This is a genomic window from Terriglobales bacterium (assembly GCA_035691485.1).
Classification (GTDB): domain Bacteria; phylum Acidobacteriota; class Terriglobia; order Terriglobales; family Acidobacteriaceae; genus JAIQGF01.
Window position 1 is genome coordinate 1 of sequence record DASSIZ010000100.1, and the last position, 17798, is coordinate 17798.

12 protein-coding genes are annotated in these 17798 nt (G+C 61.4%); 3 read left to right on the plus strand and 9 right to left on the minus strand.

The window, feature by feature from the left end; genetic code table 11:
- Positions 1-480: 480 nt before the first annotated feature.
- Positions 481-1887, minus strand: coding sequence for a sigma-54 dependent transcriptional regulator (locus VFI82_12910; protein HET7185582.1), 1407 nt, complete (start codon positions 1885-1887; stop codon positions 481-483).
- Between the two features lie 218 nt (positions 1888-2105).
- On the opposite strand from VFI82_12910, the gene VFI82_12915 reads away from it, so the two are divergent.
- Entirely contained in the window at positions 2106-2825 is a 720-nt protein-coding gene (locus VFI82_12915) for a PilZ domain-containing protein (GenBank protein ID HET7185583.1), read from the plus strand.
- A gap of 27 nt (positions 2826-2852) precedes the next feature.
- Here the strand turns inward: VFI82_12915 and VFI82_12920 are convergent, their stop codons facing one another.
- From VFI82_12920 to VFI82_12930, 3 genes are all read right to left on the minus strand, one after another.
- Positions 2853-4304: a hypothetical protein gene (locus VFI82_12920; GenBank protein HET7185584.1), complete on the minus strand. Its 1452-nt coding sequence runs from the start codon at positions 4302-4304 to the stop codon at positions 2853-2855.
- Positions 4305-4483: 179 nt separating this feature from the next.
- Positions 4484-5665 (minus strand): acyl-CoA dehydrogenase, encoded by a 1182-nt coding sequence (locus VFI82_12925; protein ID HET7185585.1) that lies wholly within the window; start codon positions 5663-5665, stop codon positions 4484-4486.
- A 125-nt stretch (positions 5666-5790) separates the two neighbouring features.
- Positions 5791-10293, minus strand: a complete 4503-nt coding sequence (locus VFI82_12930; GenBank protein ID HET7185586.1) for a DEAD/DEAH box helicase — start codon at positions 10291-10293, stop codon at positions 5791-5793.
- Positions 10294-10624: 331 nt separating this feature from the next.
- On the opposite strand from VFI82_12930, the gene VFI82_12935 reads away from it, so the two are divergent.
- Both VFI82_12935 and VFI82_12940 read left to right on the plus strand, forming a co-directional pair.
- Positions 10625-10957 (plus strand): hypothetical protein, encoded by a 333-nt coding sequence (locus VFI82_12935; GenBank protein HET7185587.1) that lies wholly within the window; start codon positions 10625-10627, stop codon positions 10955-10957.
- 21 nt (positions 10958-10978) lie between these two features.
- Positions 10979-11599 carry an HAD hydrolase family protein gene (locus VFI82_12940; GenBank protein ID HET7185588.1) on the plus strand — a complete coding sequence of 207 codons (621 nt, stop codon included), beginning with the start codon at positions 10979-10981 and terminating at the stop codon, positions 11597-11599.
- Positions 11600-11814: 215 nt separating this feature from the next.
- On the opposite strand, the gene VFI82_12945 is transcribed toward VFI82_12940, so the two are convergent.
- The 5 genes from VFI82_12945 to VFI82_12965 are packed head-to-tail and all read right to left on the minus strand — an operon-like array spanning position 11815 to position 17757.
- Positions 11815-12681: a tetratricopeptide repeat protein gene (locus tag VFI82_12945; protein HET7185589.1), complete on the minus strand. Its 867-nt coding sequence runs from the start codon at positions 12679-12681 to the stop codon at positions 11815-11817.
- A 50-nt stretch (positions 12682-12731) separates the two neighbouring features.
- On the minus strand, positions 12732-15377 hold the full coding sequence (locus VFI82_12950) for a PBP1A family penicillin-binding protein (protein HET7185590.1): 2646 nt from the start codon (positions 15375-15377) through the stop codon (positions 12732-12734).
- The gene (locus VFI82_12955) at positions 15367-15564 is read right to left on the minus strand and encodes a hypothetical protein (protein ID HET7185591.1); all 198 of its coding nucleotides are present in this window, start codon (positions 15562-15564) and stop codon (positions 15367-15369) included. Before VFI82_12955 ends, VFI82_12950 begins: the two co-directional genes overlap by 11 nt.
- A gap of 51 nt (positions 15565-15615) precedes the next feature.
- A complete protein-coding gene (locus tag VFI82_12960) occupies positions 15616-15957 on the minus strand; it encodes a hypothetical protein (GenBank protein ID HET7185592.1) in 342 nt (113 codons plus the stop codon).
- 30 nt (positions 15958-15987) lie between these two features.
- On the minus strand, positions 15988-17757 hold the full coding sequence (locus VFI82_12965; GenBank protein HET7185593.1) for a proline--tRNA ligase: 1770 nt from the start codon (positions 17755-17757) through the stop codon (positions 15988-15990).
- Between the last annotated feature and the right edge of the window lie 41 nt (positions 17758-17798).

Sequence of the window (17798 nt, forward strand, 5' to 3'; positions counted from 1 at the left end):
GGAGCCAGCCGGGCCTACGGAGCCGGCCGGGCCTACGGAGCCAGCCGGGCCTACGGAGCCAGCCGGGCCTACGGAGCCAGCCGGGCCTACGGAGCCAGCCGGGCCGATGGTGCCAGCCGGGCCGATGGTGCCAGCCGGGCCTACATTGTGCTCAGCGCTGGCCTTCCCCAACTTACCACTCTTGGACGCCAGGAGAGCCTTCTTCGCTGCTGCCCGGCTCTTGATCAAAGATTTCTTTTGCATCACATCCCCCACAATTTTTATTTAGTCTAGCGAACTCGCTTCGCACCCCGGATAATAGCAACCTTCATGCCAAATCAGAACTACGCACGAGGCGAGAATATTTCTACATAGAATCAACAACATAGAATCTATGCCGCGCTCGTCCCATGGTGACAGGTTAAAAATTGACCGAGCTTAGGTTAAAAATTTACGGTTAAAAAATAAACTTTCATCGCTTCGGGGTGAATTTTTCAGCGGTCAAATATTGTACTTGCGGCACAGATACTTCATCTTCTGCGGATCAATATGCAGCATGGCTGCGGCACCCACCTTCTTGCCGTTGGCAAGGTGCAGTGCGGCCTGCAGGTAGGCGACCTCGATGCGCGCGATTTCTTCGTCAAAGTCAATACCGCCTTCCGGGATCAGAAGTGATTCCTGCTTTGCCGTGCTGTGGTACAACAACTGCTGCGGCAGGTCCTTGGGCAGAATTGCCGGCCCTTGCACCATCAGTACCAGGCGCTGCATCAGGTTCTCCAACTCCCGGACATTGCCTTTCCAGGTGTATTCCTCCAGGATCTCGATCACCTCCGGATCGATCCGCTTCAGCGGCAGGCGATTGGTGGCGCAGTAGAGGCGGAGGAAATGGTCCACCAGCAGCGGGATGTCTTCGCGGCGTTCGCGCAACGGCGGAATGAAGATAGGCACGACGTGGATCCGGTAGTACAAGTCTTCACGAAATCGTCCGTTCCGGACCATCTCTTCGAGATTCTCGTTGGTGGCGGTCAGCAGTCGAAAATCCACGCGCTTGGTGGTGCGCCCCCCGAGCCGCTGCACGGTATGCGATTCCAGCACCCGCAACAGCTTGGTTTGCAACTCCATGCCCAGGGTGGCGATTTCGTCCAGGAAGAGGGTGCCGCCGTCGGCGAGCTCAATTTGGCCGGGCCGCGAAGCGTGCGCCCCGGTGAAGGCCCCTTTTTCGTGCCCGAAGAGCTCGGAATCGATCAAGGCTTCCGGCAAGGCGGCACAATTCAGGCTGATGAATGGTTTCTCGCCACGCGGTCCCAGGGTGACAATGCTGCGCGCCACTAGCTCCTTGCCGGTTCCGCTTTCGCCTCGGATCACCACCGTGACATCACTCTGGGCCACGCGCAGAATGGCGTCATACACCCGGCGGATGGGCTCGCTGCCACCGATCAGCTCGCAAAACGAGAACCGGCCCGAGATCTGCTCCGTCACCCGACGGTTTTCAACCTCCATGGCGCGTTTCTCCAGGGCTCGATCCAGCACGAGTTGGACCTCACGGAAATCCAGCGGGCCGGCAAAGAATCCGTCCACCGGAACCTTAGCTGCTGTCAGCCGCAACCCTTGGTCCTGGCTGCGCGTGAAGGCAATCAGGATCAGGTCCCGGTTCATACCGCGCAGCCTAGTCAGCAGTTCGAGGGCATTGGCCGCCGGCATTCCCTGGGCGTCCAGATCCAGCAGAACCGCATCCAGGCTCGTCTCGCTTTGCACCACTGCCAGCTGCGACCAGCAATCGAGCAGTCGGACCTCAAAATACGGCTCCAGATACTGTTGGATTTCAGGCTGTAGTTTCGTGTCGTTGCTTACAATGGTAATGCGCCGCGGATCCGGCGCGCGAAACGTGGTAGCGGCAATTGCGTGCATGGCCGGGCCTCCCCACAGGTGCGAAGCATTATGTCAAATTTTTACCCTCGTAGTTAAAAATTCATGCCCTTAACCACTGGGACTAACCAAGGCGAGTAGAACCAATGCCTTCCAGTTTGTGACCGTTGAACGATTGACACTTAACTGCTCCTGACCCACACTTGCATCCTTCTCCCCCGGTGTACTCGCGGCAGGGGCCGCGAGCGGGATATCCCAACATGCTGCAGACACGAGTTGAGCGCAGGAACTCGCACCAGTTGCCCGTGCGGGTATTCGGCCTGGACAGCGCCGGCAAGCCGGTTAACCGGACGGCGTGGACGGTCGATGTCAGCCAACACGGCGTTCGTCTTAAGGGGCTGCCCTGCTGGAACGGGCCTGGCGAAACCATTGGTCTGCGCCTGGGAACCGAAAAGGCCCGCTTCCGAGTCGTCTGGGTTGGGAAGCAAGGAACGCCACAGGAAGGCCAGGTAGGCCTATTGTGCCTGGAGGCGGGAAAATTCACCTGGGGATCGCCCGCTGCGAGCCGTACCTTCGCCGCTGCCGCGGCTGCTGCTCCGGCCGTCATGCAGCGCCCGCCAATCGGGATTGCTTCTGTGCAAGGCGGGGGACTAAACAACCGACGCCAAGAGCTGCGCTACATGGCGAGCGGCGGCGCGAAGATCCAGGAGATCGGCTCTCACGCCTCACATTGGACTACGCTGGACGACATCAGCCTCGGCGGTTGCTATGTCGAAACCACATCCCCGCTGCCGCCGGGATCGCGGGTCGAAGTTCTTGTCCACCTTGCCGATTATCAGATCTTTGCCCGCGGCGAGGTCACAGCGGTACACCGGCTCATCGGTATGGGCGTGCGTTTCACTGAGATGACGCCGTCGAACCGCGAGCGGCTGCAAACAGCGATTCACCTGCTGATCCAAACCGGCGCGGCGCATGCGTAAACGGGACTCGAAACAGCCCCTCACCACTCAGCTCTGGTTTTCCTGAAGCGCCTTGGCCGCCAGGTGGAGCTGCTGCCGCATTTTCTGCAGCGCTCCGGTAATCGTATTCACCTTGTCCGCCAGCCCGCGCTGCTCCGCGACGCTCAATACCGCGCCGCACTGCTCCTGGAGTCTCTGCGCGCTGTTGATCAGAAACGCCAGCGAGTCGGCATGCGGCTTCCATAAGTAAGCTGAACCCAGCTTGGAGTTGTATTCCTGCAGCTCCACCTGAATGCGCGCGTAGATGGCGATGGCCTGCCGAACCGCCGCCGCGTAATCGGAGCGAAAGCTTTTTTCCGCACCGTAGTTAGTGCGGTAGGCTTCGACCTCGGCATTGGTAAGCGACAAGTTGCCGTTGTGCAGCGGCACCACGTTGGCCGCATTGGGATCGGCGGCAAGGATGAAGTTGCGAATCGAGTCCTCGATGGCGCGTAGTTTGCCCAGTTCGATGCCGACGCCCCCCGGCACAGGGTCCCCCGCTTCCGGCACGTGCGGAAGCTGTCCGCTGCCGGATAACGATGCCGCCGCGTGCGCCGCCACCGCGGCTGCCGGACCATGCGGACGCGCGCCGGTACGAGAATCCACCGCCTTTTTCAACACCGATATCTTCCGGAGCTGCTCCTGCGCTCCGCGGTAGTCCGAATGCAAAATCTCGCCTTCGTGCTGCTCCACTTCGGTCAGATGCTGCACGGTAACGTCCCCGTCTACCCGGCTCATGATGCTGCCGCCCTGCTGCTGCACGTTGCTCGCGAATCTCTTGATCTGCCCCGCCGCCTGCTTGAACAAATGATCGAAGCGGCTGCCGAAGTACACGTTGTAGGCGGCGATCGTCGCTAGCACGCGAGGATGGTAGAACGAAACGCCAAACCGCTGCTTGAGTTCGCGCGCTCGCTGGATGACTCCCGAGTCCATGAGTTGATCAAAGTGCTTGTAATCCTCCACTTCCTGCTGGACAAAGGGAAACTCGCGCACCAGTTGACGATGCTCTTCCGGCAGCGACCGGGTTTCGTCACTGTCGAGTATCTTGTAAATCTCCTCCTCGAACTCCGACGGCTCATCCACGTTCATTTCTGTTGCAATCTGCCGTGCCGGTGGAACCACCGCCCGATACAGGAAGGTGATCACAAAGTCGGTCTTGTCGCGGTCAGGATCGGAAGGCGACGATTTACGCACAAAGTGGCGCAGTAGCGCTTCCGCGGTTTCCCGGGTAGTGGATTCTTTCAGCGCGTCGCGGATCATCGTCGGCGTGATCGCCAGGTCGAGCAGGTCTAACCAGCGCTCCAGGATGGTCTGCGACTGCGCCTCCGCGCCTCCGGAGGCGGCGCTCACCACCTCCTGAGGCACCGGCACGGGATGGTGGAGCGTCTCCTCCAGCAGCCTCATGTAGAAGGCATGGACCGCCGACATGTCGAGCAATTGCTCCATGCGCGTAGATTCCACGGAATACTCCCGTCAATGGAAGTCGCTGGGGACGATGGAAAGTCTATTGCAGCGGGCATGTCCGGACAAGGGGAGGTGCACAAAATAGAAAGGAAGAACGGGAACGGGTAAAGTCGGTGCGGAACCACTTACTTTACCCAATTACCCAATTGAACTTTTTCACTTCCCGATTTTCCATTTCACTTTCCGCCCAGGACCAGCTTGGCGATGGTGGCCAGCTGCATGTTGGAAGTGCCCTCGTAGATTTTGCCGATCTTGCAGTCGCGGAAATATTTCTCCACCGGGTAATCCTTGGTGAAGCCGTAGCCGCCATAAATTTCCACCGCCAGCGAGCACACCCGCTCCGCCACTTGCGACGCGAACAGCTTGGTCATGGCCGCTTCCTTCACGAAGTTCATGCCGGCATCTTTCATCCGCGCCGCGTTGTACACCATCAGGCGCGCCGCCTCGATCTCGGTTCCCATCTGCGCCAGTTGGAACTGGATTCCCTGGAATTCCGCGATCGCCTTGCCGAACTGCTTTCGCTCCTGCGCGTACTTCAGAGCATGTTCCCATGCGCCGCGCGCCACGCCCATCATCTGCGCGCCGATTCCGATGCGTCCTTCGTTCAGCGTCTCGATCGCGATCCTGTATCCCTTGCCCGCTTCCCCAAGCACGTTCGCCTTCGGCACGCGGCAGTCTTCCAAAATCAGCTCGCACGTGGACGACGCCCGGATCCCCAGCTTGTCCTCTTTCTTGCCCACCGTGAACCCGGAAAAATCCTTTTCCACAAGAAACGCCGTGATGCCCTTGTATCCGGCGCTGGCGTCCACGGTCGCGAACAGCACGAACAGTCCCGCTTCCTTGGCGTTGGTGATCCACAGCTTGCGCCCGTTCAAGACGTAGTCCCCGCCTTTGAGTTCGGCCTTGGTCGTCAACGCAAACGCGTCCGAGCCGCTGCCCGCCTCGCTCAGCGCGTAGGCGCCCACCGTTTCCCTCGCCATCTTCGGCAGGTAACGCCGCTTCTGCTCCTCGTTGCCCCAGCGCAGCAGTGCGTTGTTCACCAGCGTGTTCTGCACGTCCACCACGACTCCGGCCGAGGCGTCCACCCGCGATAGTTCCTCGACCGCGAGAATCGCCTCGAAGAAGGTTCCCGCTCCGCCGCCGAACTGCTCCGGAATTTCAATCCCCATCAGGCCGAGATGGAAGAATTGATCGATCAGCGAGTGCTCGAACACGCCCTTCTCGTCCATCTCGCGCGAGAGTGGCGATACCTTTTCCTCCGCAAACTGCCGGATGTTGTCGCGGAACAGTTGCTCGTCTTCAGTGAGTGCAACCAGCGGCGCCGGAGTTTCATTGCGTTGTGCTGCGAGTTCAGGCATGACACGTCCTTGCTCGAAAAATGATGAGATTGCGAACCGAGGATTGTAATACGGAAGTGCCGGCGGCTCATCGCAGCTGATCGGCAAATCTCGCCGCCGGACCAGGTTGGAACGGACGTTCGCTCTTAGTCTCCGCCAGCCGCAATCGGCGTGGACAGCTCCGCCGCCATCATCCGCTCTTCGCCAGCCACCGCTACGCCATCGCGATAGCTCACCGTCTTTCCTGAAATCGCCGGCACTCGCTCGCCCGGCACGATGATGCCCACCAGGTTCAGCGGATCGGCGGCAGAGATGGTCACCACCTCGCCCGTCGCCGGCAGCTTGCGCAGCGCGCGCAACGACTCCACCGCGATCGGCAAAGCGTACTGCTCACCGACGAAGCCGCTGACAAAGCGGCCTCCACGAATGTCTCCTCGCGCCTCCATGCGGCGGAAGGCCTGCACCAGTTCGCGCCACTTCGGCAGCATGGCTTCGCGCGCCAGCAGCTCGCGAAATACCACGCCGTAACGAGCCAGCAGCATGGCGCACGTGGCCTCCACCAATTTATTGCGCTCCGCCTGCTCTCCGGGATACAGCAGCGACCAGCGCCCGGCGGAGTGCCGAGGGCGCGCCGCCCGTCCGCTTCCCTGCCCTGCGCGGCGCCGCGGATCGATCAGCGAGCGCAGGTTGTCAAAGCCATCGGCCGTCACCAGTCCGGCCGCCACCAGTTCCCACAGCGCCGTCTCCACCTCGGACTTCAGTTTGCCGGTGCCGCGCACGATGTCGGCAAAGAACGATGCCCCGCGCTGGCGCAGGAAATTCAGCACCTCGCGTCCTCCCGGGCTGAGGCCGCGCGCCTCTTCGTCGATGGATTCCGGACGCCGTGGCGCCATCCAGTCTGCATTATCGCGGACGAAAAACGTGATCGGCGCAACGCTGGTGGGTATCACCCGGCGCCGGCCGTCACGGGAGTCCTCGAGCGTGGCCGGATGCGGCGAAAGCCGTCCCCATCCGATCGCGCCGGTGAGGCAAAGTTGGTCGAGTTGCTTGGGATCGTAGTCGGCTAGCCGCCGCGACAGTACCTGCCGCTCCCACGCGTTCGCCGGGACCTCGAAGCCTTGCAGCTGCTGCAACACTTCCAGCAGGCCGCGCTCGCCCAAAGCCTGCGACCCGGGCGCGACGTGCTGCCAGCGCAGCAGCCAGCGCATGAATTGCGCCTCGGTGACCGGCTCGATTTCTTTTCGCAGCGCGCCCAGGGTCAGGCGATGAATGCGCGCCAGCAGCCTGCGATCGCACCATTCCGTCGGAAGGATCGATGGCTGCACACGCGAGGCCGCCTGTGCCACACGAAAAGTTCCGCGGAGAATTGCGCCGCTGGATTCCAAGCGCAGCAAGGTCTGATCAACTTCGTTTTCCGGAACGGCCAACAACCGCGACATTTCCGTCGCCGTCGTCGGTCCCATGTGCTGCATCCATCCGGTGAGCATTTGCAGTAATGCGTCAGAGCGGGTTGGAGCGCGCTCGCCCCCGAGCGCGACAGGTTCGGATTCGAACTGCGCGTCCGGGTAAATCGCCCGAAACGTCGGCACACGTTCTGCAGCCACCCAGAAGGTGTGGCGCGGGCCTTCGATCCGGGTGTCAGGCTCAGAAACCTGCACTACGTGGGCGCGATGCGACGTACGCAACGATTCCAGGTATGAAGTCCAATCAATTCCGGCAGCGGAATCGCCACCATGCTCGGGATGTCGAGATTGATTTTCGGGCAGCGCAACCAGCGTCAGCAGCGCGTCGTGCAGCTCATCCGCATCGCGAACGTCGGGCCAGGCTTCCTGCTGCACTTGTTCAATGGCGGCGGGATCGAGCCGGCCCACCTCCTGCAGCACCGACTCCGGCAGCATCTGCCGCATCTGCACCGCGCGCGCCCTCCGCTCCTCCAACGGCGCGTCGTCGAGGTATGCATACGGGTTCGCGTTCAGGATCTCGTGCGAGAACTGCGACGGCACCGGCGTATCCACCGCTAGGCAACGGATCGAGCCGTCTTCGATGCCGCGCAGCACCCTGACCAGGCCGTCCAGGTCCATGGCCTCGTGCAGCACGTCCTTCATCACTTCCTTGACTAAGGGATGATCCGGGATCTGGATGTCGCCCTCGATGTTCTCGCCGCAGGCTGCAACATCGGGAAAGACCGTGGCCAGCAGGTCGTCGGACAGGATGCGCTGCACTTGCGGCGGAATTTTCTTGCCGCCGCGGAAACGCAGCAGCGCCAGCGCCCGCGTCGCGTCCCAGCGGAAGCGCGTCCCAAACACCGGAGCGCCGGTCAGCACTGCCTGTTCCAGCACTCCTTGCACTGTTTCCGGCTGCAGGAACTGGAACACGTCGGCGAGCGGGAAGCTGTGCTGCTCGGCCAGCGCGATGTTGAGCCCGTCATCGGTTGCGGCGGCTTGCAGTTCAAAATTGAAGCTGCGGCAGAAGCGTTTGCGCAGCGCCAGTCCCCACGCCTTGTTGATGCGTCCGCCGAAGGGGGCGTGAATCACCAGCTGCATGCCGCCGCCTTCATCGAAAAAGCGTTCCGCGATGATCCTCTGCTGCGTCGGCACATCGCCAAGCACGGCGCGTCCCGCCACCAGGTGCTGGATGGCCTGCTCCGCTCCCGCGTCGTCGAGCCCGCACTCCTGCTTCACCCACTCCATCGTTTCGGCCACTTCCGGCGAATGGGGCGAGAATGCCAGAGGAGACGTCTTCGGCAGCATCGTGCTCAGCTCTTCGCGCAACTTCGCAACATGCTCGGACAGCTCGGCCGTGCGCGCCGGGGCTTCGCCCAGCCAGAACGGGATTCCCGGCGGCGCGCCGTGCGCATCTTCCACCAGCACGCGCCCGGAACCGCTCTCGATGCGGCGAATCCGCCACGAGGTGTTGCCCAGCAGGATGATGTCTCCGGCCAGCGATTCCACGGCGAAGTCTTCATCGACCGTACCGACAACGGTTCCTTCCGGTGAGGCGACCACGGTGAACAACGCGTTTTCCGGGATCGCTCCGCCGCTGGTGATCGCCGCCAGCCGCGCTCCGCGCCGCGCCCGCACCCGTCCATTCACCCGGTCGCGATGCAGAAAGGCTCCGAAGCGTCCTCGCCTCGCCGAAATCCCTTCCGACAACATGTCCACGATGGCGTCAAAATCCGCTCGCGTGAGATTGCGGTAGGGATAGGCCCTCTTCATCAATACAAACAGCTCATCCTCATCCCAGCTCGCGCTTTCGCCATCGCCATCTCCCGCCGGCCACAGACCCTCGGCAGCTTTCTCGCCCACCGTCGACCGTCGACCGTCGACCGAATTCCCCGAGCTTGCACATGTCGCCACCAACTGCTGTGCCAGGATGTCCAGAGGAGCTTCGGGAACCAGGATGCGGTCGAGTTCGCCGTGCTTGATGGCCCGAATGAGCGCGGCGCACTCGAACAACTCATCGCGCGTAGTGACGAACAGCCGTCCTTTCGGAATCGCGCCTCGCCAGTGTCCCGCGCGCCCCACACGCTGCAGGGCTACAGCAATCGAGCGCGGCGAGCCAATCTGGATCACCAGGTCGACGTGCCCGATATCGATGCCCAGCTGCAGTGACGCGGTCGCAACCAGCACGCTGAGTTCGCCGTTCTTCAGCTTGTGCTCGGCCGTCAGGCGCAGCTTGCGTGACAGGCTGCCATGATGCGCAGCGACTGCGTTTTCGCCCAGCTTCTCCGCCAAATGATGCGACACGCGCTCCGCCATCCGCCGCGTGTTCACGAACAACAGCGTGGAACGATGCTGCCGGACAAGTTCCGCGATGCGCTCGTAGATCTCATCCCACATCTCGTTCGACGCCACCGGCCCCAGCGCAATTCCCGGCACCTCGATTTGCAGATCCATGGCACGCCGGTGTCCCACGTCCACGATGGCTGGTCCCAGCGCGCTTTCCCCCGTGAGAAATCGGGCAATCTCCTCGATCGGTTTCTGCGTCGCCGACAGGCCGATTCGCACCGGAGCGGGTCTCCCGCTGCTTTCAATCAGCGCGTCCAGTCGTTCCAGCGAGAGAGCCAAGTGCGAGCCGCGCTTGTCGCCGGCGACAGCATGGATTTCGTCCACGATTACCGTGTCCACGTCGCGCAGAATTTTTCGGCTCTTTTCCGCCGTCAGCAGGATGTAGAGCGACTCCGGCGTGGTCACCAGGATGTGCGGCGGGCGCTGCAGCATGGCGCGGCGCTCGTGCATGAGCGTGTCGCCGGTGCGTACCGCGGTGCGGATCTCCGGCATCAGCAGGCCGCGCTCGGCTGCCAACTGCAGAATCTCGCCCAGCGGGCCTTCAAGATTCTTCTGGATGTCGTTGCCCAGCGCCTTCAACGGCGACACGTACAGCACCTCGGTACGGTTCTGCAGGTCGCCCGCTAGCGCCTGCCGCACCAGCCGGTCAATGCAGGCCAGAAAGGCCGCCAGCGTTTTGCCTGACCCGGTGGGCGCCGCGATCAGCGTGGCATGCCGGGCCAGGATGTGCGGCCAGCCCTGCTCTTGCGGTTCAGTCGGGCTGCCGAATTTTGCCAGGAACCAGTCCCGGACCACCGGATGGGCCCACGACAGCGCGCTTTCACCCCGGAAAGACATTCTCTGATTGTAAGTGAACTTCACGTTTTCGCCAATTGTTCGCCTTGTAAAATTTTGCGCCGTCACCGGCATCCGTGCCCCAGGTCACTGCGGCACCCTTGGCGCTCCGGGTACTCTCCCAATGCGCTCACGCGCAGGGTTTGGTGTCTTCACTGGCTATTGGTTACTATTTGACAAATCGACCGACTCAGCATTTGTCCCAGGTAACCTGCGGTTCCTCCAGGTATACCTGGCATAAGTTGTTGACTTCGCGCGTAGCATGGGGGGAGGGGGTCGTCTAAGGTTTACTTATTCTTAAACTTCTGGTATTCCACTCGACGCTTCTCTCTCCGCAAGTTGATATCATCGTCCGCGCATGGCTCTCTCCCTCAAAGACATCATCCGCTGCCCCAAGTGCGGTGGAGCGGAGATTGTCTACTCCTGTGAGCCGAAATGCTGCTTCAACCACGTCTGCGCCGATTGCCGCAGCACCTTCGAGATCAACACCGTGAAGACCGGACAAACCGTCACCGCGACAGCGAAGGTGGACGAGCCGCAATCCGGCGAACCGACCACCTGCTGCGCCTCCTGCGAGAGCCTGCGCGTCGGGGTCTTGAGCACCGAAGGAAACCTGACGCTGCTCTGGTGCGGCAACTGCAACGCGGTTTCCAGGATGGTGATCGAAGAGTTTGTCGAGGGCAGTTTCTAGGCTTCGTTTAAAATCGCCTCCATGTCGGAAGAGCGCGCGCGCAAAATCAAGCTGCTGTTGATGGACGTGGATGGCGTCATGACCGACGGCACCCTCTGGTTCTTCCCCGCTCCTGCCGGGGCGCGCCAGGAGACCAGCCAGAAAGCGGCGGAAATGGCCGCCCGCGGCGGTTACGCCATCAACAGCCCGCACGTGGTCGAAGCCAAGGGATTCAACGCGCACGACGGCACCGGCATCTCGCTCGCCCGGCTCGGCGGGCTGAAGACGGGATTGATCACCAAGCGTATCTCTGACACCGTGGCGCTACGCGCCCGCGACCTGCGCCTGGACCACGTGCACCAGGGAATCGCCGACAAGCTGACGGTGTTCCGCGAAATTCTGCGCGACGAGAAACTCTCGCCCGAGCAGGCGGCCTACATCGGCGACGACATCATTGACCTGCCGGTGATGGAACACTGCGGGCTCGCTATTGCCGTTCCCAACTCGCGCGCGGAAGTGCTGGCGGCGGCGCATTACGTTACCGAACATGCCGGCGGCCACGGCGCGGTTCGCGACGCCATCGAGTTCATCCTCAGGGCGCAAGGGAAACTGGACGAAGTGTTCGACGCTTACATGCGCGACAGGACGCCGCAGAAGAGCTAATGTGCCAGGTTCAATCTTTCACAGTGTTGTTCGAGACGAAACAACAAAAAACCCACCGAATGCCCGCTTGGGGCGTGCTGAATAAGCATTCGGTGGGTCACCGTTTCCCCTTACTCACCTGTTGCTTTCAGGAGGCATTGGTATAGACGCGGGAGGGACAAAAAAGTTGTTCTTCGATATGTAAAGAATTGCAAAGCGGGGGCGCCAAGGAACGCCTATTGTGGAATCGCCGTTGGTTTGCGGGCCATCAACTCTGAAAACCGCGGGTCCTTTCTCAAGGTGGCAAATTCCTGGTCCTTGTACACGGAATCCAGGTCTTTGTAGCCATCCTCGATGGCCTTGCGCAGATATTGCAAAGCGCGCTCCAGGTTGCCGGACTTGGCATACATGCGCGCAACCACAAACGAGTAATGCGCACGGTCCTCGGGCGAGGACATTTGCGCCGTGATTCCAGTCTGGAAGCGGTGCTCGAGGACGTCGGGGTCCAGTTCCATGGCGCGTGCATACTCGTTCGTGGCCTGAGGAAAGTCCTTGAGCGCGAAGTAAGCCGTTCCGAGATTGGCGTGATAGGACGCGCTATCTTCGCGCAGCGCAAGCGCCTTGAGGTAGTAGTTAACGGACTTGCGATAGTTGCTGACTGCGCCGCGAGGCACGGACTTATGCTTCTGCTCCGCCAGGGCTTGTTGCTGGGTACCGGCGATGTAGTACACCGCGCCGCGATTGTTGTACGCTTCGGGAAACTTGGAATCGAGTTTGATGCTGCGCTCAAAGCTCTTGGCCGCATCCTTGAGATGGCCGGTCTGCAGTTCCGTGATCCCGACCTTGTTCCACAAAGGAGCGCTATTCGCCTTCTTGATCGCCGCACGATAGTAGTCGAGTGCGTCGGCGTAAGATTTCTCGGCGCGCAGGTGGTCAGCCTGCTTTTCCAATTCCTCGGCGGTCGCGGTCGCCGGCGGAGGACCGATGCGCACTGGCGCCGCAGGCCGCTGTCCGGCAGTTGGATTCTGTGCTTCCTGGGTAAACGAAAGCGATGAGATCGCGGCGAGAGCGGCGATCACGAGCAGTGCCTGACGGCGTTTCATGGCGAGACCTCCGTGAACCGAGCACGGCTCCCAGGCCCTGCTCCACGGCCTCAGTGAGGGTTGTTGCCGCCATCTTTCTTTGCCGGCGGCGAAGACGGCTTTTCGTCGCCTTTAAAGATACCTACTATTTTGCCAAAAATTCCTTTCTTTTTATCCTGCGAATCCTGCGGCGTGGGCGCGGAACTAACCACCGGCGCAGGTGTCGAGGGACGAACCGTGTTGCTCGTCGAGCCGATGACCGGCGGCGTTGGGGCCGGATTCGCCCCGAAGATTCGGCTGAAAATGCCGCGATGCTCGCCCATCGGCTGGTCGCAACTATCTTTGGGCTCGGTGCCGGCGATAAACGCGACCGTATAATCGTCGGGACAAGCCGCGGTAGCCAGGCGGTTGGTGGCCTTGTCAAGGCGAACCGCAACCACTCCGGCGGGCGGCTGAAACGGCTGCGCGTCCTTATACGAGGGCAGCTTGACCGCACGCTTCATGAATTCTGCCCAGATGGGCGCGGCGGTGCTGGAACCGCTGAGACGCAAATCGCTGTAGTCATCAAAGCCGACCCAGACGATGCACAGCAGGTTGCTGGTGTATCCGGCAAACCAGCCGTCGTGCGAGGTTCCGGTCTTGCCCGCGGCGGGAGCGCTGAAACCCATGGCGCGCACACCGGCCGCCGTGCCGTTGTTAATGACGCCCTCCATCATCGTAGTCATGACGTAGGCGACACGGGGATCGAGCACCAGGGTGCGGTCGGACTGGAAATTCTCCACCAGTTGTCCGTGCGCATCGCGGACTGAACTGGCCAGGGTGGGCGAGATACGCACGCCGCCATTGGCGAAAACGGTGTAAGCGCCCGCGATATCCAGAGGGGTCGCGTCGTAGGCGCCCAGCGCCATGGCGGGCGTCGGCTGCACCGACTTGATTCCGGCAGCGCGCGCCAGCGCCGCGACCTTGTCGTAGCCGACCTGCTCCGCCAGCTTGACGGTCGCATTATTCAAGGATTGGGCCAGCGCAAAACGGGCGGAGACGACGCCGTGGTACTCGTCCTTGTAATTGCGCGGTTCGTAAATCTGGTCGCCATAGGTATAAGTGCCGGGCGAATCGTCAATCAGCGACGCCGGAGTGATGGCGTTGGAAGCATCGCCGTTGAGCGCTGTGTTGACCGCGGCCGCGTACACGAACGGCTTGAAGACGGAACCGGTGGGCCGACGGGCGACCGCGTGATTCAACTGGCTCAACCCGTAATTTCGCCCGCCGACCAGCGCCAGGACCTCACCCGAATGAGGATCAACGGCGACGAGAGCGACCTGGGGCATGGGCCCGGGGGCCGTCTTCACCTCGGTCTTCGCATTCTTGCCTTTGCCGACCTTGATGCGCCGGGTGCGCAGCTTTTCCACCTGCGCATCCACTTTCTTGATGCCTTCCTGCACAGCTTCGGCCGCGGCTTTCTGCAGGTCGGGATCGAGCGTGGTGTAGATGCGGTAGGAGTTTTCCGCCAGGTCATGCTCGTTGTAGCGGCTGAGCAGGCTGTCCTTGACCAGGTCCACAAAGTAGGGCGCGTCGCTGGCTTCAACGTTCGGAGGCGCCAGCTTCAAAGGTGTCGCCTTGGCCTTATCGGCCTGGTCGCGCTTGATGGCGCCGGTGTCCACCATGGCCTCCAGCACCAGGTTACGGCGCTCCAGCGCGCGCTCCGGATGACGATAAGGAGAAAGATAGCTGGGGCGCTGAATCAGACCGGCGAGAAGCGCGGCCTCGGGCAACGAGATGCTCTGCAGATCCTTGTTGAAGTAGGAGCGGGAGGCTTCGGCGAAACCGGTGATGGTGTAGGAACCGCGCTGGCCCAGGTCTACCTGGTTGGCGTAGAGAGAGAAGATCTGCTCCTTGGAGAGCTTCTGCTCCAGCTCGACGGCGATCAACATTTCAGTCGCCTTGCGCTTGATGGTCTTCTCGGGGCTGAGAAAGAACATGCGCGAGACCTGCATGGTGATGGTGGAGCCGCCCTGGCGACGCGCGCCGCCTTGGCGGAGATCGATCCAGCCTGCCTGCAGAAAACGCCAATAATTGACGCCGCTGTGCTGGAAGAAGCGCCGATCCTCAATGGAAGTGACCGCGTCCACCAGGACTTTGGGGATGTCCTTGTAATCCACTAATTGCCGCTTGGTGCGCTGGTCGGTATCGACTGCCGTGATGAGGGTGGGCTCCAGCTCGTAGGCGGAAAGCTCCCGGCCCTCGGAGCTGCCGGTGCCGACAATGCGCTCGACTTTGCCGCCGGCCTCGCGAACCAGGGCGCCATCCTGGTTGTGGTAGGACTCGGGCCCGGGGTGGATCTCGATGCCGCGAGCCAGCAGGCGGTAGCTGCCAACGCCATTCGACTTGTCGGCTTCCATGTAGCCGGCACGGCGCAGCTGCGCCGCAATTTCTTCCGCGGAGATGCTTTCGCCGACCCAAACGGCGGCAGGACGCGCGTACACCTTGGTCGCATTGGCAAAAATCTGGCCGTGAAGGCGGCGGTCGATGATGTGCTGGTACTGGACGTAGTAGCGGATGAATACGCCGAGCACAATGACCACGGCAACCAGAAAAAACGTGGCCGCGATCCGCACCACCGGGTCGGAGAAGCTGAAATGGGAGGCAGGGCGTGGGGACGAGCGACGTCCAGCCGTCGCCACGGTCTTAGCGGGGGGAAGCTTGAGCTTAATTGCCACGATGCCATGCGCCGGATGCGGCGCGATTCCCTTCCATGATAACGACTCGTTCACCTGATTGAGACGGCGGCGCGGACAAAAACGTTATCCAGCGGCCACCGTGGACGAAGGGGTGCGGACGAACAGTTGCAAAAAAGGCCAGACGCTGCGGCCATTGTAAATCATCGTTGAGGTTGGCAATTCTCATGCCGGCGCCGATGGTAGCAGCCCGGTGGTAACGGGAGCCGCGGGTCATTGGCTAGTAAGCGCGATTTTGTGTTGTGTCGTGAAATTTGATGTCGTACGGGTAACCGGGCAGCTCCACGTGCACCGTGTAATCGACGGTGATGATCACTGCATTTCCTTCACGCTGAACCAGAATGCGATCGCGGTTACAGGGTATGTCCAGGTCGCGGCACTTGCGAAAGATAAATTCGCGCATGTCCTCGACAGGCTTAGAGGTGTACGTATTCATGCGCGCTTCGTCGGCGATGGTGTCCTGCAATTCGTAATTGTGGTAGTAGGGCGGGACGATCACGACCACGGTCCACACCACGGCGACAATGAATGCGACGCCGAAGATTGCCCGAAGAGCCTTCATCCCGGTGTACCCCTCCCGGCCGCTGACACTTCACCTATTCCGTATCAAGTTGTGGACGATGTCAATAATCTCCGGGATACCCGCATCCTGGGATTCACGCGTCGAGCGGCGAAACACCTCAACTTTGCCCTCGGCAACCTTCTTGCTGCCCACGTTGACACGGAAGGGGATGCCAACCAGGTCGGCGTCCTTGAACTTGACGCCCGGACGCTCATCGCGATCGTCAAGGAGGACGTCGTGCCCGGCCTGCTCGAGTTTTGCGGCGATGTCCTGGGCAATCGTGCGAAGTTTCTCGTCGGCCACATTGATGGGCGTGACCACGACTTCGAAGGGCGCGATGAGCGGGGGCAGGAAGAAGCCGTCGCTGTCGTGGTTTTCTTCGATGGCAGCGGTCAAGATGCGCTCGATGCCGATGCCATAACAGCCCATGATAGGCAAGACTTCCTTGCCATCCTTGTCGAGCACGCGCGCACCCATCGATTCCGAGTATTTGGAGCCAAGTTTGAAGATGTGCCCGATCTCGACCGCCTTGGCGACCTTCAGGGGCGTGCCGCAGTTGGGGCAGGCTTCGCCCGGCTCCACCGAACGCAGGTCGGCCCACATCTGCTCGGAGACTGGAAAGTCACGCTGCGGCGTTACGTTGCGCAGGTGGTAGTCCTCTTTATTAGCGCCGGCAATGAGGTTCTTGCGCCCGAGCAGCGCGCGGTCCACCAGCACCTTCGCCCGGATTCCCTTGTAGTGCCAATTCTCCGATCCGATTGGCCCCAGGAATCCGGCGGGCGAGCCGAAGATCGCATGGATTTCCTCCGCCTGCATGGGACGGAAGTCGGCGGTGCCGATGGCGGCCGACAGCTTGGCTTCATTCAGCGAGTGGTCGCCGCGCAAGAAAGCAACGACAGGGATCTCGCGCGGTTTGCCAGGCTCCGCGGTGGCATCGGTGGCCATCAGCGCCAGCGTCTTCATTTTGTTTTTCGGCGAGACGCCGAGAAATTTCGCGACGTCCTCGATCGTCTTCATCCCCGGCGTGTGCACGGGCAGCGGAAGGCCGTCCTCGAGATTCGGGTAATCTTCGACCGCATCGAGGCGCGAGGTCGCTTTTTCCAGGTTGGCCGCGTACTTGCAACTGGGACAGCTCACGACAAAGTCTTCGCCGGCCTCGGTGTAAACCATAAACTCGTGCGACTGGGAACCGCCCATCGCGCCGGAGTGCGCCTCCACCACGACGTACTGCAACCCGCAACGGTCAAAGATGCGGCAGTAGGCGTCGTAATGCTTCTGATAGGAGACATCGAGCCCGGCCTCATCGAGGTCGAAGGAATAGGAGTCCTTCATGGTGAACTGGCGGACGCGCAGCAGGCCGGACCGGGGGCGAGGCTCGTCGCGAAACTTGGACTGGATCTGGTACCAGATCTGCGGCAGCTGCTTGTAGCTGCGCAGCTCGCGGCGCGCAATCGAGGTCATGACCTCTTCTTCGGTCATGCCCAGGCAGAGATCGGCGCCCTTGCGGTCCTGCAGGCGGAACATATTGTCGCCCATCAACTGCCAGCGGCCGCTCTCCTGCCAGAGTTCGGCGGGATGAAGCGCCGGGAGATAGAATTCCTGGCCGATCTTGTCCATCTCTTCGCGGACGATGTCGGTAATCTTGAGCATCGCGCGCTGACCGAGAAAGAGATAGGAGTAGAGTCCGGCGGCGAGCTGGCGCACGTAACCGGCGCGCAGCAGGTACTTGTGGCTGGCGACCTCGGCATCGGCCGGGGCTTCACGGAGCGTGGGAATGAATAATTGCGACCAGCGATGCATGTCGAGCTTTCCTTATCTGTTTCAGAGTTTTTCATTGTAAA

What these genes read in the sequence shown, in the direction of transcription:
- VFI82_12910 (HET7185582.1), bottom strand. Translation starts at nt 1,887, where the DNA reads ATGCACGCAATTGCCGCTACCACGTTTCGCGCGCCGGATCCGCGGCGC.
- VFI82_12915 (HET7185583.1), top strand. Translation starts at nt 2,106, where the DNA reads ATGCTGCAGACACGAGTTGAGCGCAGGAACTCGCACCAGTTGCCCGTG.
- VFI82_12925 (HET7185585.1), bottom strand. Translation starts at nt 5,665, where the DNA reads ATGCCTGAACTCGCAGCACAACGCAATGAAACTCCGGCGCCGCTGGTT.
- VFI82_12935 (HET7185587.1), top strand. Translation starts at nt 10,625, where the DNA reads ATGGCTCTCTCCCTCAAAGACATCATCCGCTGCCCCAAGTGCGGTGGA.
- VFI82_12940 (HET7185588.1), top strand. Translation starts at nt 10,979, where the DNA reads ATGTCGGAAGAGCGCGCGCGCAAAATCAAGCTGCTGTTGATGGACGTG.
- VFI82_12945 (HET7185589.1), bottom strand. Translation starts at nt 12,681, where the DNA reads ATGAAACGCCGTCAGGCACTGCTCGTGATCGCCGCTCTCGCCGCGATC.
- VFI82_12955 (HET7185591.1), bottom strand. Translation starts at nt 15,564, where the DNA reads ATGAGAATTGCCAACCTCAACGATGATTTACAATGGCCGCAGCGTCTG.
- VFI82_12960 (HET7185592.1), bottom strand. Translation starts at nt 15,957, where the DNA reads ATGAAGGCTCTTCGGGCAATCTTCGGCGTCGCATTCATTGTCGCCGTG.
- VFI82_12965 (HET7185593.1), bottom strand. Translation starts at nt 17,757, where the DNA reads ATGCATCGCTGGTCGCAATTATTCATTCCCACGCTCCGTGAAGCCCCG.